Origin of the sequence: Pseudonocardia oceani, assembly GCF_019263585.2 — a bacterium.
Taxonomy (GTDB): Bacteria; Actinomycetota; Actinomycetes; order Mycobacteriales; family Pseudonocardiaceae; genus Pseudonocardia; species Pseudonocardia oceani.
Map to the genome: position 1 here is coordinate 5418897 of NZ_JADQDF010000001.1, position 21500 is coordinate 5440396.

The window sequence follows — 21500 nt, forward strand, 5'->3', positions numbered from 1 at the left end:
CATCGCCGCCGGACGGCCGCGCGGTGAGCCTGCGGTGGCGCCTGGCACGCGCAGCGACCGCCCGCGCCGCGACGGCCGCCGACGACCGGCTGCACCTGGCCGGGATCGCCCGCGAGCAGTCCTCGCACGTGTTCCCCAAGCACCACTCGTTCTTCTGGGGAGAGCTGGCGCTCTACTCGTTCCTGGTGCTGGTCCTGTCGGGCACGGTGCTGGCCCTGCACTTCGTCCCGGCGACCACCGAGGTGGTGTACGACGGGTCCTACGTGCCACTGGAGGGGCAGCACGTCTCCCGGGCCTACGACTCGGCGCTGGGCCTGTCCTTCGAGGTGCAGGGCGGCCTGTTCGTGCGGCAGGTCCACCACTGGGCCGCACTGCTGTTCGTGGCCTCGATCGTGCTGCACATGTGCCGCAACTTCTTCACCGGCGCGTTCCGCAAGCCCCGCGAGCTGACCTGGCTCGGTGGCGTCGTGCTGCTGGGTCTGGCGATCGTCGAGGGCTACAGCGGCTACTCCCTCGTCGACGACCTGCTGTCCGGGATGGGAGTGCGGATCATGTCCGGGATCCTGCTGTCGGTCCCGGTGGTCGGCACGTGGCTGCACTGGGCGGTGTTCGGGTCGGAGTTCGCCGGGGAGGAGTGGCTCTCCCGCTTCTTCATCGCCCATGTGTTCCTGATCCCGGGCCTGCTGATGGCACTGATCGCGGTGCACCTGGGGCTGGTGTGGTATCAGAAGCACACCCAGTTCCCCGGGCCGGGCGCGCGGGAGGACAACGTCGTGGGGGACCGCGCGGCACCCGGGTTCGGCACCCGGACCGTGGCCAACGGGCTGTGCGTCGTCGGCGTGCTCGCGATCATGGCCGGGGTCCTGCAGATCAACCCGGTGTTCCTCTGGGGGCCCTTCACCCCGGCCGCGGCCTCGACCGGCGCCCAGCCGGACTGGTACGCGCTGTTCCTCATCGGCGCCCTGCGGCTGTTCCCGCGCTGGGAGATCGCACTCGGGCCCTACACCGTCCCGGCGCCGTTCTGGCCGGCACTCGTCCTGCCGCTGGTGCTGTTCGCGTTGCTGGCCGCCTACCCGTTCCTGGAGCGCTGGAGGACCGGAGACCGGCGCTCCCACCAGCTCCTGCAGCGGCCTCGCGACGCCCCCGGCCGCACCGGTCTCGGCGTCATGGCGCTGACCTTCTACCTGGTCCTCACCGTCGCCGGTGGCGACGACATCCTCGCGATCACGTTCGACCTGTCGATCAACGGACTGCGCTGGGCCGAGCGCATCGCGCTCCTGGTGCTGCCGCCGGTCGCCTACCTGATCACCAGCCGGATCTGCCGGGGCCTGCAGCGCCGTGACCGCGACGCCCTCGCGCGGGGCCTGCGGACCGGGCTGCTGGAGGAACGACCGGAGGGGGTGTTCGTGGAGCTGCGCCAGCCGCCCGGGGGCGTCGACCACGAGGGCCGGCCGGTGCCGGTCGCCTACGACGGCGCCCGCGTCGCCCCCGAGATCGCGACGCTGCCCGAGGACGAGGCCCCGCGATGAGCCGCCCGCGCGGTACGTGGCTCGTGGTCGCGGTCGGCGTGCTCGCGCTCCTCGCCGGGTGCGGGGCGGGCGGGGCGCCGGAGTACCTCGTCGCCCAGGGCGACGGCGCCGACGGACGCGTCGGGGACGTGGTGCTCCGCGACGCGCAGCTGCGCCACGTCGGCCCGGTCGCCGGTCCCGTCGTGCATCCGGTCGGCGGGACCGCCGTCGTGCAGGTCACCATCGTCAACACCGGCGGCACCGCCGACCTGCTGGTCGCCGTGAGCAGCCCGGTCGCCGCGGCGGGCGTGGTCGTCGGCGAGGCCGTGCTGCCCCCCGAGCACGTGCTCACCGCCGGCTACACGGGACCGGTCGCCGAGGTGGCGCTGCCCGGCACGACCGAGATCGCAGTGGGGTTGACCGGATTGCTGAGCCCGGTCCGGGCCGGGCTGACCTACCCGGTCGAGTTCCGCTTCCTGCGGGCGGGGACTCTGCGCCTCGACCTCCCGGTGGGCCCGCCCGAGGAACCGCGTGCGGGGTGCGACCTGCCGCCGGACGGCCGGGAGCCGATGGTCCTGACGGCCCCCCTCGGGGCGCCGGTGCCGCCCGCCCCGTCCCCAGGGCCGGCGTGCCCCGAGCCGCCGGGGTGATCGACTCTCAGCGGGCGAGCGGCTCGACCACGGCGTCGTACAGGTACGCCTCCGTGTCGGCCCGCGCGTACAGCCCGGTCTGGCTGTAGGGCACGCCGTCGGACGGCGTCACGCGGTGCAGCTGCCCGACCCTGCCGGTGACGCGCACGGCGCGCCCCTCCTCGACGGTCACGGGTGCCCGGCTCAGCACCGTCAGCGTGCGGCCGCCGACGGAGCCGTCGGACACGGCGAGCGTCGCCGGGCCGAGGACCTCCGCCACCGCGCCCACCACGGTGACGGAACGGCCGAGGAGCTCGCCCTCGTAGAAGGCCCGCTCCTGCGTCACCTCAGACACGGTGACGCCCGCGCCCGGCCCCGCCGCGTCCGGCCGGTCCGCGCCCGGACCGGTGCACGCCGCGAGCCCCACGGCGGCGAGCGCCAGCCCGACCGCACGTCGCACCGGTGTCCTCCGGTGCCTGCGTCCCCCTGTCACCCCGAGCCCCCGTCCACCTCACGCCCTGCCATCCGCCCCGTCCCTCCACCCGCTCCGGGCACCCGCCGTGCGCGGGTGCTGTTCCGCACGCTCACCGGCCGCCGCGCCGCACGTGCACCACGACGCCGCGGGTGTCCGCCGGACCCGCGCCGGCGGGCGCCCGCACGAGGCCGTCCGGCCCGGGCGGCAGCGGCGGCGGAGGTTCGCGCACCAGCGCGGGCAGCCGCTCGATCGCGCGGCGGTAGAAGCGCAGCTGGCGCCGGCGACCGAACAGCCGCCAGCCCAGGCGCAGCCAGGGGTTGGGGATCGGGGCCCGGCGTGAGTGCGCCCGGATCCGGAAGGCGACCCGGCCCGTGTCCAGCTCCTTGACCACCTCGTAGCGGAGCTCCCCCTGCTCGAGGTGCCCGCGCAGGGTCCGGTACGACCACCCGACGGCCCGCTCGGGGCCGCGCGGGCCCTCGCGCGTCTCGTCGAGCACCTCGTTCACCCGTACGCCGAGCAGGAACCGCAGGAAGAGGAAGCTGCCCTGCAGCAGCATGTCGCGACCCAGCAGAGGGACGTCGGGCCGGAACGCCGCGCGCAGCAGCGACGGGTCGGAGAAGTCGTAGGCCTCGATGAGCCGCACGGCCGTCTCCGCCGCTCCGCCGGGCTGGAACGCCCCCGGCGCCTCGACGCCGACCGGCGTGCAGCGCTGGTCCTCGTGCCACCCGCGGCGGTGGTGCGGAGGGGCCTGGGCCGGGTCGAAGTTGAGCGGCAGGTCGGCCAGTAGGTCGAGCTCGCGGGCGGTGTCGAGCCCCCGGGGCCGCAGCGAGACGCGGCGTCGCCGGGCGGGCGGGTTCGCGCTCACCGCGTGCGGCTCGGTACGCGTCCGGCCCGGACCCTCATCCCGGAGCCGCCCCGTCCTGCCCCTGGGCGGGTGCACGGTCCGCCGCCGACCGCAGGTCGGCGCGCAGCCCGTCGACGGCCCCCTGGGGCGCGATGGGCAGCGCCCGGCGGAGCTCCTCGATGCCGACGCCGGCCAGCGCGGCCGCGCCGCCGCCGAACAGCGCAGTCGCCAGCAACGCGGCGGCCGTCCGGGGGAGGTAGCGCTCCAGCGCACGGGTCACGACGGCGGCCGAGGTGCCGGCGGCCAGCGCTCCCAGCACGACCGAGCCGCCGAGCATCGCGGCGCCGGTGCCGGCGCGCCGGGCGGTGCCGGCCAGCTCGTCCTGCGCGCTGCGCAGCTCCTGGCGCACCAGGGTGCGCACGTCGTCGGTGAGGGCGCGCAGCAGTTCGCCGGTGCTCGCCCCGCTCTCCTGCGCCGTGCCGGGGCCCGTCGACGCGGGCGGCCTGGAGGTGGTCATGGCGTGCCTTCCTCTCGGGGGGTTCCCGACGCCCGGGGCGACGGGAGGAGTGCTCCCTCCCGGGTCCCCGGGCTGCGTCGTCCTGAACATCCCGCGGCCGCCGCCGACGGTCGTCCGACGACCCGGCGCACCCGTTTCAGCCGCGGGTGGCCGGGCAACCGCTGCAACGTGCAGGCACTCACCGTGATCCCGGGAACCGCCGGCTCCGTCGAGCTCACCGACGCCCCCGAGCCGCCCGACGGCGACGGCGCGGTGCTCGTGGAGGGCCTCGCGGTCGGCGTGTGCGGTACCGACCGGGAGATCGTCGCCGGCGAGTACGGGGAGGCCCCGCCGGCCGCGCAGCGGCTGGTGATCGGGCACGAGTCGCTGGGCCGCGTCCTCGAGGCCCCGGACGGTGCCGGCCTGGAGCCGGGCGACCTCGCGGTCGGGATCGTGCGCCGGCCCGACCCCGTCCCGTGCGCGAACTGCGCCGCCGGTGAGTGGGACATGTGCCGCAACGGCCGGTTCACCGAGCGCGGCATCAAGGGCCGCCACGGGTACGCGAGCGAGCGCTACCGGCTCGAGCCGGAGTTCGCGGTGCGCCTGGACCCGGGGCTGGACCGGGTGGGGGTCCTCATGGAGCCGACCTCCGTGGTGGCGAAGGCGTGGGAGCACCTGGAGCGCATCGGGCACCGGGCGGCGTGGGCGCCGCGGAAGGTGCTGGTCACCGGGGCCGGCCCGATCGGGCTGCTCGCAGCCCTGCTGGGGGTGCAGCGCGGGTGGGACGTGCGGGTGCTCGACCGGGTCCGGACCGGGGTCAAACCGCAGCTGGTGGCCGACCTCGGGGCGACCTACCACACCGATCTGTCCGACGTGGACAGTGACTCGGACGTGATCATCGAGTGCACCGGGGCGGCACCCCTGGTCGCCGATGTGATGGCCCGCAACGCCCACAACGCCGTCGTGTGCCTGACCGGCGTCTCCTCGCGCGGGCGGCCGCTGGAGGTGGACGTCGGCGGGCTCAACCGCGACATCGTCCTGCAGAACGACGTGGTGTTCGGCTCGGTCAACGCCAACCGTCGCCACTACGAGCAGGCGGCGGTGGCGCTGTCCCGGGCCGACCGGGGCTGGCTGGAGCGGCTGGTCACCCGGCGGGTGCCGATCGGCGACTTCGCCGACGCCCTCGACCGGCGCGACGGCGACGTCAAGGTCGTCCTCGACATCGCCCGCTGACGCGAGGGCACCTGGGAGGGGAGCGGCATGGTCCTGGTGCTGACCTTCGGGGTCGTGCTGCTGGTGACGGTGGCGCTGTCCGGGCTGGCCGCCCGGTCGGTGCTGTCGACCGCGCTGGTGTTCCTGGTGGCCGGGGCGCTCGTCGGGCCCGGCGGGCTGGACCTCATCGACGTCTCGCCCACCGACCCGTCGGTGGGCGCGCTCGCCGACCTCGCGCTGTTCACGGTGCTGTTCGTCGACGGCGGCCGCCTGCCGCTGGGCCGGTTGCGGCGGGGCTGGCAGCTGTCCGGGCGGGCCCTGGGGCTCGGCATGCCGCTGACGCTGGTGCTGATCGCCGTCGCCGGGCGGTACGTGGTCGGCCTGGACTGGACGACGGCCCTGCTGCTGGGCGCGATCCTGTCGCCGACCGATCCGGTGTTCGCCTCCACCATCGTGAGCCGCACCGAGGTCCCGGGCCGGTTGCGCACGCTGCTCAACGTCGAGTCGGGGCTGAACGACGGGCTGGCGCTGCCGTTCGTGCGGGGCGGTGGCGGTGCTGGCGCTGGCGGTGGTGCGCCCGGCGTCGGTGCTCGTCGCGCTGTGGCGCGCGGGGCTCGCACCCCGCGAGCGCTACGCCGCGGCCTGGTTCGGTCCGAAGGGCTTCGCCTCGGTGGTGTACGCGCTGCTGGCGGTGCAGGCCGGGATCCCGGCGGCGCAGACGGTGTTCGAGCTGGCGGCGCTGACGATCGCCCTGTCGATCGTCGTGCACAGCATGTCCGACGTCCCGGTGTCCCGGGCGTTCGACGTCGAGGAGATCGCCGGGCTGCCCGGCGATCGCGACGACGGTCGGCGGGAGCCGGACCCGTCCTGAGAGGCCACCCGGGCCGGACACTCACCCGGATGTGCCGGCCCACGCCCACCCCGCTCCCGCCCCGAGGGCGATTCCGGCCACCGCCGCGGCCACCGCCACCCCCGCCGCCCACGGCCGCGGGGAGAAGGCTCCCGGGCCGGACCGCGACACGGGCTCCCCGGCGGCGAACGCCGGCCCGATCCAGCGCAGGTAGTAGTAGAGGCTCGCGAGCGTGTTGACCAGGACGGCCACGGCGAGCCAGGCGAGCCCGCCGGACCACGCCGCCGCGGCGACGGCGAGCTTGCCGACGAACACCGCGGTCGGCGGGGTGCCGACCAGTCCGAGCAGCCCGACCAGCAGCGACCCGCCCAGCCACGGGTGCGCCGCGGCGAGGCCGCGGTAGCCCTCGAGGCGCCTGCGGGCCGGGAACGCGGCCACGACGGCGAACGCCGCGAGGTTGGCGGCGGCGTACCCGACGAGGTGGAGCAGCAGGGCCGGCAGCGCGAGGTCGGTGCGGCCGGCCACCGCGACCGGCACCAGCAGGTACCCGGCCTGGCTGACCGTCGACCACCCGAGCAGGCGCTGCGGGTCGGTCTGCCGGTAGGCGGCGAGGTTGCCCAGGGTCATGCTCGCCACCGCGAGCGCGGCGACCGGCGACGACCAGCCCACCGCCCCGGGCAGGGCGTCGACCAGGCGGAAGGCGGCGACCAGGGCGCCGATCTTGGGCACGGTCGTCAGGAAGGCCGCCGCCGTCGGGCCGGTGCCCTGCGCCGCGTCGGGCACCCAGAAGTGCACCGGCACGGCGCCGGCCTCGAACAGCAGCCCGGTGAGCACGGCCACACCACCGACGGCGATCAGCACGTCCGCCGCGCCGCCCGCTCCGGCGCCCAGCCCGCCGTAGCCCGTGGTGCCGGTGACCCCGGACAGGACGGTGACGCCCAGCAGCATCACGATCCCCGCCAGTGCGCCGAGCAGGTAGGTCTTCAACGCCGCCTCGGCCGCCCGCGGCGTGCGGGCGAGCCCGACCACGGCGTACAGCGGGATCCCGGTCAGCAGGAACGCGACGACCAGGACGAGCAGGTCGCTCGCTCCGGCCAGCAGCGCCGCGCCGGTCGCGCTGAGCAGCAGCAGTGCGTAGGTCTCGCTCTCCCGGCGGTCGCCGGCCAGCTCGTCGGAACCCAGCAGGATCACCAGGGCCGTGGCGGCGGCGACGGCGATGCGGGCCACCCCGGTGGCGGTGTCGACGGTCGCGCTCGCGTCGAACGCGGTCCCCGGGGCCCCGCCCAGCGCGACGGCGGCCGTGCCGGCGGCGGCCAGCAGGGCGCCGAGGGCGATCAGGCGCGCGACCCACTGCCGGGTCCGGGGCAGGAACGACCCGGTGAGCAGCGTGACCAGCGCCCCGGCGAGCAGGCACACCTCCGGCAGCAGCGCCAGCGTCCCGTGGCCCGTGCCGCCGCCACCCCCGTCGCCGCCCATGCCGGTCAGCGGCCGACCATCTCGACGACCGCGCCCGCCGCCGGCTCGATCACGTCCAGCAGCGGGCGGGGGAGCACCCCGAGCAGCAGGGCCAGCGCCAGCAGCGGTGCCACGGACCAGGTCTCGGCCGGACGCAGGTCCACGAACCCGGGTGAACGCGGTCCGGGCGCGCCGGTGAACACCCGCTGCAGCGCCCGCAGGAACACCGCCGCGGTGATGAGGATGCCCGGCAGGGCGAGCGCGGTGACGGGCGTGGTGGCCACGCCGCCGGCGAACACCTGGAACTCGCCCACGAACCCGACGAAGCCGGGCAGCCCGAGCGAGGCGAACGCGCCGACGGCGAACAGGGTGGCCAGCCGCGGGGCGGGCCCGGCGAGGCCGCCGTAGTCGCCCATCGCGTAGCTGCCGGTCCGGTCGTGCAGCACCCCGGCCAGGAGGAACAGCGCCCCGGTGATCAGGCCGTGGCCGACCATCTGGGTCACCGCGCCCGTCACCGCGACCGTGCGGGTCGCGGCGTCGCCGCCGGCCAGCCCGGCCGCGGCCACCCCCACCACGACGTAGCCCATGTGGTTGACCGAGGTGTAGGCGATCATCCGCTTGACGTCGGTCTGGGCCAGCGCGACCAGCGCTCCGTAGAGCACCGAGACGATCCCGACGGCCAGCACCACCCCGGCCCACGCCCTCCACGCGCCGGGCAGCATCGGCATCGCGATCCGGACGAACCCGTAGGTGCCCATCTTCAGCAGCACCGCGGCCAGCACGGCGGAGCCGATGGCCGGGGCGTCGGTGTGGGCCGGCGGGAGCCAGGTGTGGAACGGCACCGTGGGGGTCTTGACGGCGAGCCCGACGAGCACGGCGGCGAGCACCAGGCCCCCGGCCACCGGCTGGTCGAGCAGCGGGGGGGCGGCGGCGAGCTCGACCATGTCGAAGGTGTGCGGCTCCGCGGCGACGAACAGGCCGATGAAGCCCAGCAGCAGGGCCAGCGAGCCGAGGAAGGTGTAGAGGAAGAACATCAGCGCCGACCGGGTCCGGTCGCCGTGCCCCCATCCGACGATCACGAAGTACATGCCCACGATGGACAGGTCGAAGAACACGAAGAACAGGATCAGGTCGGCCGCGGAGAACAGGCCCAGGCACGTGCTCTGGAGGAACAGGAAGAGGGCAGCCTGCGAGCGCGGCCGGTCGCGCCCGCGCAGGGCGTGGACCGCGCACGCGAGGAACACCACCGCGGTCAGGGCGACGAGCGGCAGCGACAGCCCGTCGACGCCGACGTGGTAGCTGCTGCCCACGCCCGGTATCCACGGCACCTGCTGCTCGTGGGCCAGCCCGCCCGGCGGCGGTGTGCGGTAACCGACCCACAGCACGCCGACCAGCACCAGGTCGACGGCGGCGACGGCGACCCAGCCCCACCGGGCCACCGGGTCGGGCAACCACCGGACCGCGGCGAGCACGGCCGCGGCGGCCAGCGGTAGGAACACGACGACGCTGAGCACGCTCACCCCACGATCACCAGCAGCGCGACCGCGGCGACGAGCACCGCGGCGGCCTGCAGGAAGTACTGGTGGACCTGGCCGGTCTGGGACCGGCGGGCCGCCGAGCCCAACCGGTGGACACCTGCGGACGCGGCATGCACGGCCGCGGCCACGCCGTCACGGTCGGCGCGTGCGGTGGCGCGACCGACGGCCAGGCCCCCGCGGGCCGCGGCGCCGACCGCACGGTCGAGCCCGCGTTCGCCGATGCGGGCGGCGGTGCGCCCGGCCGCGAGCGTCGCGCGACCCGCGCCCGCGACCGCGCGGTCGTGCACGCGGTCGTCGAACCGGGCCAGCGCCGCGGCGACCGCCAGCACCGGCCGCACGACGGCGGCCCCGACCGCCGTCTCCAGGCCCAGCCAGCCCGCGGCCCAGGCCGGCGACCACCCGGCGACCGCCCGGGGGCGCAGCGTCACCGCGGCCAGCACGACGAGCGCGAGCAGCGCCGATCCGGCCAGCTCGGCCGCTCCCGGAGCGGGCGCGCCCCCGGAGCCGAGAGCCGCGCCGAGCGGTCCGGCCACCGGCGGCAGCGCGAGCACCCCGAGCACCGCAGCCCCGGCGGCCAGCACCACCAGCGGGGTCTGCTCCACGGCCGGGACCCGGCGGGTGCCGCGCTCCTCGGTGTCGTAGCCGGCCTCGACCCCGGCCGGGGCCGGGCGCACGACCAGGACGAGCACCTTCCCGGCGTAGGCGGCCGACAGCGCCGCCGCGGCCACCCCGACGACGTACAGCGCGGGGGAGCGGTGCAGCGCGGCCGACAGCACCGCCTCCTTGGTGGCCCACAAGGACAGCGGGGCGACCCCGGCCAGGGCCAGCGCTCCGGCCGCCGCGCACGCCCCGACCAGCGGCCAGCGCCGCGCGGCGCCGCGCAGGGACTGCAGCCGCCGGGTGCCCAGCGCGGCCAGCCACGCCCCGGCGACCAGGAACAGCAGCGCCTTCGTCGCGGCGTGCGCGACGAGGTGGGCGGCCCCGCCACCGACCGCGGACAGCCCCGCGGCCAGCACCACGAACCCGAGCTGCGCCGACGTGGACGCGGCCAGCAGCTGCTTGAGATCGCGCTGTGCGAGCGCGACCGCGCCGAGCAGCAGCGCGGTCACCGCGCCGACCCACGCCGCGGTGGTCGCGGCCCACCCGGCGGCGGCGAGCAGCGGGCTGGTGCGCAGCAGCAGGTAGCCGCCCATCGCGACCATCGACGCCGAGTGCAGCAGGGCGCTGACCGGGCTGGGCCCCTGCATGGCCCGCGACAGCCAGAACGCGAACGGCAGCTGCGCCGCCTTGCCCAGTGCGGCGACCAGCACCCCGGCCGCGGCGACGTGCAGCCAGCCGCCCTCTGCGTCCGCGAGCGCGTCCAGGGCCAGGCCGCCCCCGCCGGCCAGCGCGGCCGCGGCCGCGGCGTAGAGGCCGAGGTCGGCCGCGCGGGTGGTGAGGAACGCGGTGGCGCCCGCGGCGGGACGCGCCGGGTCGCGCCAGGCGAAACCGATCAGCGCATAGGACGCCGCCCCCATCACCTCCCAGCCCACCAGCAGCGCGGGCAGGGTGGTGGCGGTCGCGGTGAGCCCCACCGCGGAGGCGAACAGCAGCATCAGACCGTGGAAGCGGGCCGGAGCGGCCGGGACGGCGTCGCCGCGGTAGCCGGCGGAGAACACGAGCACGAGCAGCGCCACCAGTGCCACGGTCGGCAGCACCAGCGCCGACAGCGCGTCCACGCCGAGCGCGAACGGGGCCCCGGCCAGGAACGGGACCGAGACCGCCGGACGGGCGACGGCCACCGCGGCGCCCAGCCCCACCCCCGCGGCGGCGGTGCCCAGCGACACCGGCACCGCGACCCGGTCCGCCCGGTGCCCGGCCAGGGCCAGGGCCGCGCCGGCCGCGGCGGGCAGCGCGACCAGCAGCCACAGCGCGGCCGGGCCGGCGACCGTGCTCACCGCGACAGGTCCGTCGCGGAGTCGGTCATGTCCGAGCCCCGCTCGCGGTGCACGAGGGTGGCGACCGCGAACCCCATGGCCATCTCCACGGTCATCGCGGCGACCACGACCAGCAGCAGCACCTGCCCCGACGGCTGCGGCGAGAGGAACCACCACAGGGCCCCGGCGGCCAGGATCACCGCGTTCAGCATCAGCTCCAGGCCCATCATGACCATGACGACCACCTGCTGCGACAGCGCGCCGTAGAGGCCCACCGCGAACAGCGCGGCGGCCACGACGAGCACGGCCTGCAGGGTCACCGGCCCACTCCGCCCGGTTGCGGGTCGTCGGGGGGCCGGCGGTCCAGGTCGTCGCCGAAGCGGTCGTAGCGCCCGCGCGGTGCGGCCAGCGCGATGCCGGCGACGACGGTCGCCAGCATCACCGCGCTGACCACCATCATCACCAGCATGTGCGAACCCATCAGCGCGTGACCGAGCGCGGCCGTGGGTTCGGCGGCGGGCACGCCCCGGCGCACCGGCCACGGCACGAGCAGCGCGCCCCCGCCCAGCAGCAGGAACACCGCCCCGGAGGCGATCACCGCCGTCCGGTTGCCGTGAACCATGCTCATCGGCATCAGCGCCGGGTTCATGCCCATGAACATGACCATGAAGACGGCCATCACCGCCATCTCCATGACCATCATCAGCACCACCACCACCCCGACGTACTCGAGCCCGAGCAGCGACACCGCCAGCCCCACCGCGACGAACGACACCGCCAGTGCGTACGTCGCCCGGGCCATCGAGTCGACGAGGAACACCAGCACCCCCGACGAGACGGCGAGCACGGCCAGCACCCAGAAGGACACGGCGGTCACGGCGCTCATCGGTTCACCACGACCACCGCCACGACCAGCAGCTGCAGCAGCGCCGCCGGCAGCAGGACCAGCCATCCGGCCTCGACGAACCGGTCCGGGCGCAGAACCGGCACGTGCCGGCGCAGCCACACCAGCACCGCCAGCAGCAGCAGCGCCTTGACCGGCACCCAGACCGCGCCCGGCAGCAGCGGGCCGGCACCGCCGCCGAGGAACAGCGGCACCGCGAACACCGCGCCCGCGGCCAGCAGCGCGTAGCGCCCCGCGAGCAGCAGCCACCGGTCGATCCCCGAGGCCTCGGCGAGCACGCCTCCCGCGATGTCGGCCCCCACCGCGGGCGACAGGGGCCCCCAGACGGAGAACCCGACCACCCCGACGCAGTACACGGCGAACGCCACCGGCATCCCCACCACGAACCACAGCCCGTGCTGCGCGGCGGCGACCTCGCCCACCCGCAGGCTGCCCGCGGCCAGCGCAGGCGCGGTCAGTGCGAACATCAGCGGCAGCTCGTAGGCCAGCGCCTGGGCCAGGAAGCGGTACCCACCGACCAGCGGGTGCACCGCGTTCGGTCCCCACCCGGCCAGCCAGACGAACGCCCACACCGCCACGTCCACCGCGGTGAACCAGACGACCCCCACGGACAGGTCGGCGAGCACCCACCGGCCGAGCGGCACCACGGCCGCCACGAGCAGCGCGGCGACCAGCAGCCCGCCGGCGCCGATGCGCCACAGCGGCAGGTCGGCGGCGACGGTGACCCGCCGGCGCTGCCGCAGCAGCCGGGCCGTCTCGGTGAGCGGGACGAGCAGCCCGGCCGCGGCGCCGGGGCCGGGCCGGCGGGCGGCGAACGCGCCGTCGAGACCGGCCGCCGCCAGGGCGAGGGCACCGAGCAGGATCGCGCCCGCCGGCGCCCACAGCGGGCCGACCGCCACCACCGGATCAGGCATGCGCACGCTCCCGGTGCACTGCCGCGGCCGTGTCCGGGGCGAGGCCGGCCACGACCAGGCGGGCGGCTCCCAGCTCCAGCCCGCGCACCAGCACCGGCAGAGCCGCCAGCACGGCACCCGGGTCGGGCGGGACGGCGGTACCCCTGGCGGGGTCGAGCATCACCAGCAGGCGGTCGCGGACGTCGCCGCCCGCGGCAGGGGGCAGGCCGTGCGTCCGCAGCGCACCCTCGTCGAGGGGACCGAGCCCGCTCAGCTGGCGGCGCAGCACCCGGGAGCGCCGCACGCGCGCCCGTACGGCACCCAGCGCGGCCCCGGCCCCGGCGGCGTCGTCCAGCAGCAGGTCGCGGGCGTGCCGGGCGTCGTCGGCGGCAGCGTCCCAACCGGCCAGGGCGAGCAACCGGGCGGCCCCGTCACAGCGGGCTGCCACGGTGCGCGAAGCTGCGGTGCCCGCGCGCGGCGGGCGCGGCAGCGGACCCGCGTCGAGCACCTCCGTGCGGGCCCCGGCCACCACGTCGCCGTGCAGGGCGCAGTGCAGCACGAGCCCGGCGGGCCAGTGCGGCAGCACCGGGCCGAGCGGAACCTGCAGCACGTCCATCTCCAGACCGTCGCGGTCGTCCGCCCCGCCGGCCAGCGGAATTCCGGCCGGTGCCATCTCGTCGTCCGGCTCGTCGTCGGGCCGGGCGGTCCGGTCCGGCCGGTCGCGTGCGTCGGCGCGCTGGCGCCGGTCGTCCTGCAGCCGGGCGGCGACCTCGTCCAGCGCCCCAGTGGCGTCGGTACCGGTCACCGCGGTGCGGGCGCGCGGTCCCGGCAGCTGGTCCCAGACCCGGTCGACGGCGGCGGCCAGCCGCGGGCCGGGCACGCCGCAGACCACCAGCACGTCGGCGTCGGCCGGCGACAGCGCCGTCCGCCAACCCCGGGCCGTCACTGCGCGCTCGACCGCCACCCGGCTCGTCCACCAACCCGGCACCTCGACCACGAGCACGTGGGCCCGCCGCACCGCCCACGCCGCCAGCCACTCGTTCACACCCACCGCAGCGCCCCCTCCCGCCACGCCCACACGACCCCGACCATCAGCACGCCCAGGAACGCGAACATCTCCACCACCGCCGACACCCCGACGTCGGCGGCCACGACCGCCCACGGGTACATGAACAGCATCTCCACGTCGAAGGCCAGGAACAGCACGGTCGCCGGGTACCAGCGGACGTGGAAGCGGGAGAGCGCGTGCTGGTCCGGTGTCCAGCCGGAGTGGAACGGCAGCACCGGCAGCGGATCGCGGGCCAGCGCGACGAGCCGGTGCAGCAGGTGCGCGCCCGCCACGGCGGCCAGGCCCACCACGAGCATCGACAGCAGTCCCCACCACGCGCTCATCGGGCGCTCCCCACCGCGCCCGGTGCTGCCGCCCTCACCGGCTCGCGGGTGCCGCTCGGGCGGCGTCGGGCGGCCGGTTCTGCAGGGCCGGTGAACCGCCGAGGACCACGACCCCGGCGGCGACGAGCGCCGCGCCCGCCCCCGTGCCGAGCAGTGCGGCGCCGCCGCGGGCGGTCTCGCCGAAGACGAGCAGCCCCCACAGGACGGCCACGAGCGGGTTGGTCAGGGTGATGCCGGGTTCCACGGCGACCAGCCGGCCGGCCGCCAGCGCGTTCTGCAGCAGCCAGAAGGAGGCCAGACCGGTGACGACCGACGCCCACGTCTGCCACGCCCCGGCGGCGGCGAGGGGGCCGCCGGTGCCCAGTGCGTGTGCCGCTGTGGAGAAGAACACGCCCGTCAGCCCGTAGCCCGCCCCGCCGGCGGTGGCCAGCAGGGCGGCGCGCAGATCCCCCCGGGCGCGCCACCCGGCGACGGCCAGTGTGACCACCGCGAGCAGCACGACCCCGACGGCCGCCACCCAGACCGGCCCGGGCACCGACAGCCGCTCGCCGCCCGAGGGGGCGAGGAAGTACAGGAACGCGGCCAGCCCGGCGGTCATCATCGCCACGGCCATCCAGTCGCGCGGGGCGGGGCGCCTGCCGAGGAACACCGCCGCGCCGATCACGGCCAGCGGCAGCTCGACCACGAGCACCGGCTGCACGACGGCGAGCCCGCCCTGTGCGAGCGCCCCGATGTGCAGGGCGAGCCCGACGAGGCTGACCAGTACGCCCACCAGCCACCGCGGCTGCCGGGCGAGCCGGCCGACGAGACGCACCGAGGCACGGGGGTCGCTCTCCTCGTGCTGGGCCGAGCTGCGCTCGAGCAGGTCGCCGACCGCGTTGCACAGCCCGGCCGCACCTGCGAGGGCGATCGCCACCGCGCTCATCACTCCCTCCTCATCCGGCCGGTCGTCCGTGCCGGCCCCGCCCCCGATCTACCCGGAGTGCAGGCGTCGACACGCTCGCGGAGCGACCGGGCGCTCAGCGCGCGCGGTCGGCGGGCTCCGTCTCGGTGAGCTCCCCGCTGCGGACCGCCGCGCGGAAGCGCAGTACCTCCTTCTTCGCCACCGGTGCGAGCAGGTAGAGCCCGACGATGTTGAACAGGGCGAGCAGGAACAGGACCGCGTCGGCGAAGTTCAGGACGCTGCTCAGCGTCAGGACGGACCCGACCACCACGAACAGGCAGAACAGGGAGAAGTAGACCCGCTCGCTCGTCGCGCTGCGGCCGAACAGGTAGGTCCACGCCTTCAGCCCGTAGTAGCCCCAGGTGATGATCGTCGAGATCGCGAACAGGGCGACGGCGAGGGCGAGCACGTAGGGGAACCAGGGCAGCACCGTCTCGAAGGCGTTCGAGGTGACGAGGACGCCGTCGGGGGTCTCCTCGCCCCCGCTGGCGAAGGCGGTGGCCCGGGCGTCGCGCCAGAACGGCGTCCCGGCGATCACGATCGTCAGCGCGGTCATGGTGCAGATCACGACGGTGTCGATGAACGGCTCCAGGAGCGCGACATGACCCTCGCTCGCCGGGTAGCGCGTCTTGACCGCGGAGTGCGCGATCGGTGCGGAGCCGATGCCGGCCTCGTTGGAGAAGGCCGCGCGCTGGAAGCCGACCAGGAGCGCCCCGACCGCGCCGCCGACCACGCCCTCGGGGGCGAACGCACCGGTGACGATCTCGGCGAGGGCCGCCGGGACCTGCCCGATGTTCACGACGATCACCACCAGGCACGCGGCCACGTAGACGATCGCCATGCTCGGCACCAGCCTGCTGGTCACGCGGCCGACGGCCGGGATGCCGCCGATGACCACGGAGCCGACGAGCGCGGCGAGCGCGATCCCGAAGATCAGTGCCGCCCCGGGACCGCCGAGCCACCCCGTGCTCCCGCCGGTGACCTCGCGGAGCTGGGCGAAGGTCTGGTTCGCCTGGAACATGTTGCCGCCCGCGATCCCGAAGAAGAGGATCATGGCCGCGGCGCCGGCGGCGAGCACCCGGCCCAGGCCGCGACCCACCGGGCCCGGCAGCCGCTCCGCCACGCCCTTGCGCAGGTAGTGCATCGGCCCGCCGGACACCGAGCCGTCGGCGTGCACCTCGCGGTAGCGCACGCCGAGCGTGCACTCGACGAGCTTGGTGCACATCCCCAGCAGACCGGCGAGGATCATCCAGAACGTCGCGCCGGCGCCGCCGATGGTGACCGCGACCCCGACCCCGGCGATGTTGCCGAGCCCGACCGTCCCCGACAACGCCGAGGTCAGCGCCTGGAAGTGGGTGATCTGCCCCGGGTCGTCGTCGCGCGAGTACTTCCCGCGCACCAGCCGCAGGGCGAGCCGGGTGCTGCGGAACTGGATGAAGCCGAAGTAGACGGTGAAGACGGTCCCGGCCAGCACCAGCCACGCGACGATCCACGGGAACGAGACGTCCCCGACGGTGATCTCGGCGAACACGAACGCGGACAGGCCGTCGGACACCGGCGCGAAGACGGAGTTGATGCCGTCCTCGATGCTGCGGAGGAGCCCGCCCTCCGGATCCGGCGCGGGCTGTGCGGAGAGACTCGTGGTCATGGGCGACAACCGTGGCAGCACGGGTCCGGTTCGGCGATCCCTGACGACGGATCGTCAGTTCCCCGCAAGGCTCCGACGTGTCGGTCCCTGCTGCGGGGGGTAGGCCCGGACGTGGTCGCGTCGACGCGACCACCCCGACGCGGAGGTGAGCACGTGCAGGAACAGGACCGGATCGCGGAGCCGTGGGGCAGGCGGACGCCCTACGGGTCGGGCTCCGAGTGGCCGTCGCGCGTGGACCTGCACCTCGCCGACGGGGTGCGGCCGGAGGACGTGGAGCGGTGGGTGCAGACGGCGTCGCTGCTGCACTCCAACGGCGACGCGATGGACATCGCCGTCGCCGACGGGCGCATCGCGGGCGTGCGTGGACGGGCGGAGGACCGCGTCAACCGCGGCCGGCTCGGCCCCAAGGACCTGTTCGGGTGGCAGGCCAACGCCTCCCCGGACCGGCTCACGCGACCACTGGTCCGGGAGGGCGGCGAGCTCGTCGAGACCGACTGGGACACCGCGATGGGCCGCATCGTGGAGCGCGCCGGGTCGCTGCTGCAGGAGCGGGGCCCGAGCTCGGTCGGCTTCTACACGACCGGTCAGCTGTTCGCCGAGGAGTACTACACCCTCGCCGCGATCGGGCACGGCGCCATCGGCACCAACCACATGGACGGCAACACCCGGCTCTGCACCGCGACGGCCGCCGCCGCGCTCAAGGAGACCTTCGCCAGCGACGGGCAGCCCGGCTCCTACACCGACGTGGACCACGCCGACGTGATCGCCCTGTTCGGGCACAACGTCGCCGAGACCCAGACGGTGCTGTGGAGCAGGATGCTGGACCGGCTGGCCGGGCCGAACCCGCCGCGGATCGTCTGCGTCGACCCGCGCAGCACGCCGGTGGCGCGGGCGGCGCAGGAGCACGGCATCCACCTGGCTCCGCTGCCCGGCACCAACCTGGCGCTGATGAACGGGCTGCTGCACGAGATCATCGCCCGGGACCACGTCGACCACGACTACGTCCGGACGCACACCGTCGGGTACGACGAGCTGGCGGAGCGGGTGGCGGAGTACCCGCCGGAGCGCGTGGGGCCGATCTGCGGGCTGGACCCGGCGCAGATCCGCGAGGCCGCCCGCATGCTCGGGGAGGCCGAGCGGCTCCTGTCGACGGTGCTGCAGGGCTTCTACCAGAGCAACCAGGCCACCGCGGCCGCCGTGCAGGTCAACAACCTGAACCTGGTGCGGGGCATGATCGGACGGCCCGGGTGCGGGATCCTGCAGATGAACGGGCAGCCCAGCGCGCAGAACACCCGCGAGTGCGGCGCGGACGGCGACCTCACGGGCTTCCGCAACTGGTCCAACGACGCCCACGTCGCCGAACTCGCCCGGCACTGGAACCTCGACCCGTTCCAGATCCCGCACATGACCCCTCCCACGCACGCGATGAAGATCTTCCGCCACTGCGAGGAGGGATCCATCCGGTTCCTGTGGGTCACGGCCACCAATCCTGCGGTGTCGCTGCCCGAGCTCGCGCGGATCCGGGAGGTCCTGGCGCAGGACCGGCTGTTCCTGGTGGTGCAGGACATCTTCCTGTCCGAGACCGCGCAGTTCGCCGACGTCGTGCTGCCCGCGGCCACCTGGGGGGAGAAGACCGGCGTCTTCACCAACGTCGACCGCACGGTGCACCTGTCGGAGAAGGCCGTGGACCCGCCGGGGGAGGCCCGTCCCGACCTCGACATCCTGCTCGACTTCGCGCGCCGCATGGACTTCCGCGACCAGGACGGGAACCCGTTCCCGCAGTGGCACGACGCGGAGTCGGCCTTCGAGGCATGGAAGGCGGCCACGGAGGGCAGGCCGTGCGACTACACGGGCCTGAGCTACGAGCTGCTGCGCGGCGGCTCCGGCATCCAGTGGCCGTGCAACGCCGAGAACCCCGGCGGCACCGAGCGCCTCTACACCGACGGCCGGTTCTTCGCGCATCCCGAGTACTGCGAGAGCTACGGCCGGGACATGGTGACCGGGGCGCCGCTGAGCCCGACGGAGTACCGGGCGCTCAACCCGGAGGGCCGCGCGGTCCTCAAGGCGGCCCAGTACGTGCCCCCGCACGAGCGCCCGTCCGCCGAGCACCCGTTCGCGCTGATCACCGGCCGGACGCTGTACCACTTCCACACCCGCACCAAGACCGGGCGCGCCCCGCAGCTGCAGGCGGCCGCGCCGGAGGTCTGGGTCGAGTGCTCCGCCGCGGACGCCACCCGGCTGGGGCTGCAGGAGGGCGACCTGGCCGCAGTGAGCACCCCGCGGGGCGGCATCCGGGCCCGCGTGCGGATCAGCGGGATCCGCGACGGGGTGCTGTTCGTGCCCTTCCACTACGGCTACTGGGACGCCGGTGCGTCGGGGCCCGCCGGTGCGGGCGCGGGCCGGGCGGCCAACGAGCTGACCGCCACCGACTGGGACCCGGCGTCCAAGCAGCCCCTGTTCAAGTCCGCGGCCGCCCGGATCGAGCGGGTCGAGGACTCCGAGGACGTGGCGGCGAGCGCCCCCACCACCACGGGGTCGGCCCCGCAGCGTGCCGGGGTGCCGCCGACCACCGGCGGACCCGACGCCGCGGCACGGTCCGTGGTCCCCGCCACGAGCGCAGGAGAGCCCCGATGAGCAAGATCCCACTGGTGCTGCGCGAGCTGCACCGTTCCGAGACGAGCCTGGCCAGGGCGCTGCTCGCCGCCGCCGACCGGCACCGGGCCGAGCACGAGGTCTTCCACGTCGCGCGGGACATCGCCGGGTGGTCCCGTGACCACGTCCGGCAGCTGGCCGAGGCGGGCCGCAGCCACGGCCTGCGCCTGGCCGCCGAGCCTCGGACGGCCCCGCTGCCGCCGGTCGCGGCGCTGAGCAGGCGGCTGTCGACCTCGTTGGGGCGCAGGCCCGAGCCGGGCCTGCTGCTGCTCGCCGACCTGCGGCGGCTGCACCTGAAGGCGGCGGGGCTCTCCGTGGACTGGGAACTGCTCGCCCAGGTGGCCCAGGGCACGAAGCAGCGACCCCTGCTGGAGCTGGCGCAGCGCTGCCACCCGGAGACGCTGCGTCAGCTGCGGTGGGCCAACGCCCAGATCAAGAGCCACGCCCCACAGGTGCTCGCCTCATGAGCGGGGACGGGGACGGGGAGCTGCCCGTGCGGGTCGTGCTGCGTCCGGTCGGAACGCCGCTGCCGCTGGGCTTCCTCGCGCTCGCCGTGGCCACGACGGCGTTCGCGGCGGTGCAGCTGGGGTGGGTACCGGTCGACCAGAGCCGGATCGCCGCGCTGGCCGCCCTGCTGTTCACGGTCCCGCTGCAGCTCGTCGCGTGCGTGTTCGGCTTCCTCGCGCGCGACCCGGTCGCCGGGACCGGGATGGGCGTGCTGGCCGGGACCTGGGCGACCGTCGGGGTGAGCACGCTGACCGCACCGCCGGGCACGTCCAGCCCGGGGCTGGGCGTGGTCCTGCTCGTGGCCGCGGCGTGCCTGCTCGTGCCGGCCGCGGGTGCGCGGGGCAAGCTCGTCGCGGCCGCGGTCATGGTGGTGTCGGCCGTGCGGTTCGCGGTCACCGGCGTCGCCGAGACCACCGGCTCGGGCGCGTGGCTGGCCACGGCGGGGTGGGTGGGGATCGCGCTCGCACTGCTCGCCCTCTACGCGGCCGTCGGGTTCGAGATCGAGGACGTCCGGCGGCGCACCGTGCTGCCGCTGGCGCGCACCGGGGCCGGCGCGGTCGCCGTCGGCGGCGCGCCGCAGGAGGAGGTGTCCGCGGTCGCGCACGAGGCCGGCGTGCGCAAGCAGCTGTGAGCGGCGCGCGGACCGGGGCCGGCGACCGCCGGGTGGACCCCGATCACGACGACCTCGGCGGCCTCGCGCGCGCCGAGGCGCTGTCCCGGCGGCTCGACATCCCCATGGGCGTACTCGGGATCGTGTTCCTCCTGGTCGTGCTCGGCCAGGTGCTGGCGACCGACCCCGCGACGGTGACCGGGTTCGCCGTCGCCGGGTGGGTCCTGTGGTCGGTGTTCGTCGCGGAGTTCGTCCTGCGGGCGGTCGTCGCGCGCGACCGCGGCCGGTTCTGGGCCCGCAACTGGTGGCAGCTGGTGTTCCTGGTCGTGCCGTTCCTGCGGTTCGCCCGCGCGCTGGCGCTGCTGCGGTTCGCCCGCGTCGGGAGCGTGCTGTCGGCGGCCGTGCGCGGCTCCCGCTCGGCGGGGCGGCTGCTGTCCGGGCGGATCGGCTGGTTGCTCGCCGTCACCGCCGTCGTCGTGCTCGCCTCCAGCCAGCTGCTCTACGTCCTGGGCGCCTACGCCGGTTACGGGGAGGCCCTGCACGACGCCGCGCTGGCCACGATCGCCGCGGAGCCGCTGACCGCTCCCGGCACCCCGGCCCGCATCCTGGAGGTGCTGCTCGCGGTGTACTCGGTGGCGGTGTTCGCCACGCTCGCGGGTGCGCTGGGCGCGTTCTTCCTCACGCCGGCGGCGGACACCGGGCGCTAGTGCCAGCGCCAGGGCGCGGGCCCGCCCCGCCCCGTGTGACCCGACGGGTTCGCGACCTCCTGGGCGACCAGCACCGTGATGACGACGGCCAGGACCGCCAGGCCGAACACCGCGATCGACCCGCTCAGCGCGGCCAGCGCCAGCACGATCGTGGGCAGCACCCAGAGCGGGACAGGCTCCATCGTCTCGGGCCGCGCGACCGCCCGCCGCCGCGGATCCCCACGCGTGGACCCCGCACCGGGCCGGGACCGGCCACCGCGGGCCGGGCCGTCGTGCTCGTCCATGCCCACCACCTCCACCGTGGTCCTACCCCCGGTGCGC

22 protein-coding genes and 1 pseudogene are annotated in these 21500 nt (G+C 75.7%); 9 read left to right on the forward strand and 14 right to left on the reverse strand.

From position 1 onward, the window contains the following. Nucleotides 1-23 precede the first annotated feature (23 nt). Nucleotides 24-1529, forward strand: a complete 1506-nt coding sequence (qcrB, locus tag I4I82_RS27140) for a cytochrome bc1 complex cytochrome b subunit (protein ID WP_226370268.1) — start codon at nucleotides 24-26, stop codon at nucleotides 1527-1529. Beyond that, on the forward strand, nucleotides 1526-2158 hold the full coding sequence (locus I4I82_RS27145) for a copper chaperone PCu(A)C domain-containing protein (protein WP_218590260.1): 633 nt from the start codon (nucleotides 1526-1528) through the stop codon (nucleotides 2156-2158). Before qcrB ends, I4I82_RS27145 begins: the two co-directional genes overlap by 4 nt. A 7-nt stretch (nucleotides 2159-2165) precedes the next feature. Here the strand turns inward: I4I82_RS27145 and I4I82_RS27150 are convergent, their stop codons facing one another. The 3 genes from I4I82_RS27150 to I4I82_RS27160 all read right to left on the reverse strand — a co-directional run bounded on the left by I4I82_RS27150 (nucleotide 2166) and on the right by I4I82_RS27160 (nucleotide 3973). Further along, nucleotides 2166-2597 carry a hypothetical protein gene (locus I4I82_RS27150; RefSeq protein WP_218596197.1) on the reverse strand — a complete coding sequence of 144 codons (432 nt, stop codon included), beginning with the start codon at nucleotides 2595-2597 and terminating at the stop codon, nucleotides 2166-2168. A gap of 124 nt (nucleotides 2598-2721) precedes the next feature. Then, nucleotides 2722-3477, reverse strand: coding sequence for a DUF1990 family protein (locus I4I82_RS27155; RefSeq protein WP_226370269.1), 756 nt, complete (start codon nucleotides 3475-3477; stop codon nucleotides 2722-2724). 34 nt (nucleotides 3478-3511) lie between these two features. Then, a complete protein-coding gene (locus I4I82_RS27160) occupies nucleotides 3512-3973 on the reverse strand; it encodes a phage holin family protein (RefSeq protein ID WP_218594590.1) in 462 nt (153 codons plus the stop codon). Between the two features lie 183 nt (nucleotides 3974-4156). Between I4I82_RS27160 and I4I82_RS27165 the strand changes: the two genes are divergently transcribed. From I4I82_RS27165 to I4I82_RS27175, 3 genes and pseudogenes are all read left to right on the forward strand, one after another. Beyond that, nucleotides 4157-5185 (forward strand): glucose 1-dehydrogenase, encoded by a 1029-nt coding sequence (locus I4I82_RS27165; RefSeq protein ID WP_226370270.1) that lies wholly within the window; start codon nucleotides 4157-4159, stop codon nucleotides 5183-5185. Nucleotides 5186-5212: 27 nt separating this feature from the next. Then, nucleotides 5213-5644, forward strand: a pseudogene (locus I4I82_RS27170) (cation:proton antiporter domain-containing protein); the annotation flags it as partial. A 67-nt stretch (nucleotides 5645-5711) separates the two neighbouring features. Next, the gene (locus I4I82_RS27175) at nucleotides 5712-6035 is read left to right on the forward strand and encodes a cation:proton antiporter domain-containing protein (RefSeq protein ID WP_226370271.1); all 324 of its coding nucleotides are present in this window, start codon (nucleotides 5712-5714) and stop codon (nucleotides 6033-6035) included. Between the two features lie 21 nt (nucleotides 6036-6056). Here I4I82_RS27175 and I4I82_RS27180 read toward each other — a convergent pair whose 3' ends face one another. The 10 genes from I4I82_RS27180 to I4I82_RS27225 form a co-directional block, all read right to left on the reverse strand. Continuing rightward, nucleotides 6057-7490 carry an NADH-quinone oxidoreductase subunit N gene (locus I4I82_RS27180; RefSeq protein WP_218596198.1) on the reverse strand — a complete coding sequence of 478 codons (1434 nt, stop codon included), beginning with the start codon at nucleotides 7488-7490 and terminating at the stop codon, nucleotides 6057-6059. Between the two features lie 5 nt (nucleotides 7491-7495). After that, nucleotides 7496-8983 carry a complex I subunit 4 family protein gene (locus I4I82_RS27185; RefSeq protein WP_218593565.1) on the reverse strand — a complete coding sequence of 496 codons (1488 nt, stop codon included), beginning with the start codon at nucleotides 8981-8983 and terminating at the stop codon, nucleotides 7496-7498. Between the two features lie 2 nt (nucleotides 8984-8985). Further along, nucleotides 8986-10944: a proton-conducting transporter transmembrane domain-containing protein gene (locus I4I82_RS27190; protein ID WP_226370272.1), complete on the reverse strand. Its 1959-nt coding sequence runs from the start codon at nucleotides 10942-10944 to the stop codon at nucleotides 8986-8988. Then, a complete protein-coding gene (gene nuoK, locus I4I82_RS27195; RefSeq protein ID WP_218593563.1) occupies nucleotides 10941-11243 on the reverse strand; it encodes an NADH-quinone oxidoreductase subunit NuoK in 303 nt (100 codons plus the stop codon). Before nuoK ends, I4I82_RS27190 begins: the two co-directional genes overlap by 4 nt. Then, entirely contained in the window at nucleotides 11240-11809 is a 570-nt protein-coding gene (locus tag I4I82_RS27200) for an NADH-quinone oxidoreductase subunit J (protein ID WP_218593562.1), read from the reverse strand. Before I4I82_RS27200 ends, nuoK begins: the two co-directional genes overlap by 4 nt. Then, nucleotides 11806-12741 (reverse strand): NADH-quinone oxidoreductase subunit H, encoded by a 936-nt coding sequence (locus I4I82_RS27205; protein ID WP_218593561.1) that lies wholly within the window; start codon nucleotides 12739-12741, stop codon nucleotides 11806-11808. Before I4I82_RS27205 ends, I4I82_RS27200 begins: the two co-directional genes overlap by 4 nt. After that, a complete protein-coding gene (locus I4I82_RS27210) occupies nucleotides 12734-13765 on the reverse strand; it encodes a hypothetical protein (RefSeq protein WP_218596199.1) in 1032 nt (343 codons plus the stop codon). Before I4I82_RS27210 ends, I4I82_RS27205 begins: the two co-directional genes overlap by 8 nt. Then, the gene (locus I4I82_RS27215) at nucleotides 13762-14112 is read right to left on the reverse strand and encodes an NADH-quinone oxidoreductase subunit A (protein ID WP_218596200.1); all 351 of its coding nucleotides are present in this window, start codon (nucleotides 14110-14112) and stop codon (nucleotides 13762-13764) included. Before I4I82_RS27215 ends, I4I82_RS27210 begins: the two co-directional genes overlap by 4 nt. 34 nt (nucleotides 14113-14146) lie before the next feature. After that, nucleotides 14147-15037: a DMT family transporter gene (locus I4I82_RS27220; RefSeq protein ID WP_218593219.1), complete on the reverse strand. Its 891-nt coding sequence runs from the start codon at nucleotides 15035-15037 to the stop codon at nucleotides 14147-14149. 94 nt (nucleotides 15038-15131) lie between these two features. Continuing rightward, a complete protein-coding gene (locus I4I82_RS27225; RefSeq protein ID WP_218593218.1) occupies nucleotides 15132-16703 on the reverse strand; it encodes an alanine/glycine:cation symporter family protein in 1572 nt (523 codons plus the stop codon). A gap of 153 nt (nucleotides 16704-16856) precedes the next feature. Here I4I82_RS27225 and I4I82_RS27230 point away from each other — a divergent pair, with 153 nt between their 5' ends. From I4I82_RS27230 to I4I82_RS27245, 4 genes are read left to right on the forward strand one after another with little or no spacing between them, the layout of a single operon-like run. Beyond that, nucleotides 16857-19337 carry a molybdopterin oxidoreductase family protein gene (locus I4I82_RS27230; RefSeq protein WP_218593217.1) on the forward strand — a complete coding sequence of 827 codons (2481 nt, stop codon included), beginning with the start codon at nucleotides 16857-16859 and terminating at the stop codon, nucleotides 19335-19337. Further along, nucleotides 19334-19822 (forward strand): hypothetical protein, encoded by a 489-nt coding sequence (locus tag I4I82_RS27235; RefSeq protein WP_218593216.1) that lies wholly within the window; start codon nucleotides 19334-19336, stop codon nucleotides 19820-19822. Before I4I82_RS27230 ends, I4I82_RS27235 begins: the two co-directional genes overlap by 4 nt. Then, complete coding sequence (locus tag I4I82_RS27240; RefSeq protein WP_218593215.1) at nucleotides 19819-20493, forward strand: acetate uptake transporter family protein; 675 nt, start codon at nucleotides 19819-19821, stop codon at nucleotides 20491-20493. Before I4I82_RS27235 ends, I4I82_RS27240 begins: the two co-directional genes overlap by 4 nt. After that, nucleotides 20490-21179, forward strand: a complete 690-nt coding sequence (locus I4I82_RS27245) for a hypothetical protein (protein WP_218593214.1) — start codon at nucleotides 20490-20492, stop codon at nucleotides 21177-21179. Before I4I82_RS27240 ends, I4I82_RS27245 begins: the two co-directional genes overlap by 4 nt. Here I4I82_RS27245 and I4I82_RS27250 read toward each other — a convergent pair. Beyond that, the gene (locus tag I4I82_RS27250; RefSeq protein ID WP_218593213.1) at nucleotides 21176-21463 is read right to left on the reverse strand and encodes a hypothetical protein; all 288 of its coding nucleotides are present in this window, start codon (nucleotides 21461-21463) and stop codon (nucleotides 21176-21178) included. The two genes, I4I82_RS27245 and I4I82_RS27250, sit on opposite strands and share 4 nt — an antisense overlap. Nucleotides 21464-21500: the final 37 nt, after the last annotated feature.

Bases quoted from the DNA above. Each gene is read 5' to 3' on its own strand.
- I4I82_RS27220 (WP_218593219.1), bottom strand. From the start codon at position 15,037: ATGAGCGCGGTGGCGATCGCCCTCGCAGGTGCGGCCGGGCTGTGCAAC.
- I4I82_RS27235 (WP_218593216.1), top strand. From the start codon at position 19,334: ATGAGCAAGATCCCACTGGTGCTGCGCGAGCTGCACCGTTCCGAGACG.
- I4I82_RS27145 (WP_218590260.1), top strand. From the start codon at position 1,526: ATGAGCCGCCCGCGCGGTACGTGGCTCGTGGTCGCGGTCGGCGTGCTC.
- I4I82_RS27225 (WP_218593218.1), bottom strand. From the start codon at position 16,703: ATGACCACGAGTCTCTCCGCACAGCCCGCGCCGGATCCGGAGGGCGGG.
- I4I82_RS27160 (WP_218594590.1), bottom strand. From the start codon at position 3,973: ATGACCACCTCCAGGCCGCCCGCGTCGACGGGCCCCGGCACGGCGCAG.
- I4I82_RS27240 (WP_218593215.1), top strand. From the start codon at position 19,819: ATGAGCGGGGACGGGGACGGGGAGCTGCCCGTGCGGGTCGTGCTGCGT.
- I4I82_RS27215 (WP_218596200.1), bottom strand. From the start codon at position 14,112: ATGAGCGCGTGGTGGGGACTGCTGTCGATGCTCGTGGTGGGCCTGGCC.
- I4I82_RS27200 (WP_218593562.1), bottom strand. From the start codon at position 11,809: ATGAGCGCCGTGACCGCCGTGTCCTTCTGGGTGCTGGCCGTGCTCGCC.
- I4I82_RS27180 (WP_218596198.1), bottom strand. From the start codon at position 7,490: ATGGGCGGCGACGGGGGTGGCGGCGGCACGGGCCACGGGACGCTGGCG.
- I4I82_RS27250 (WP_218593213.1), bottom strand. From the start codon at position 21,463: ATGGACGAGCACGACGGCCCGGCCCGCGGTGGCCGGTCCCGGCCCGGT.
- I4I82_RS27205 (WP_218593561.1), bottom strand. From the start codon at position 12,741: ATGCCTGATCCGGTGGTGGCGGTCGGCCCGCTGTGGGCGCCGGCGGGC.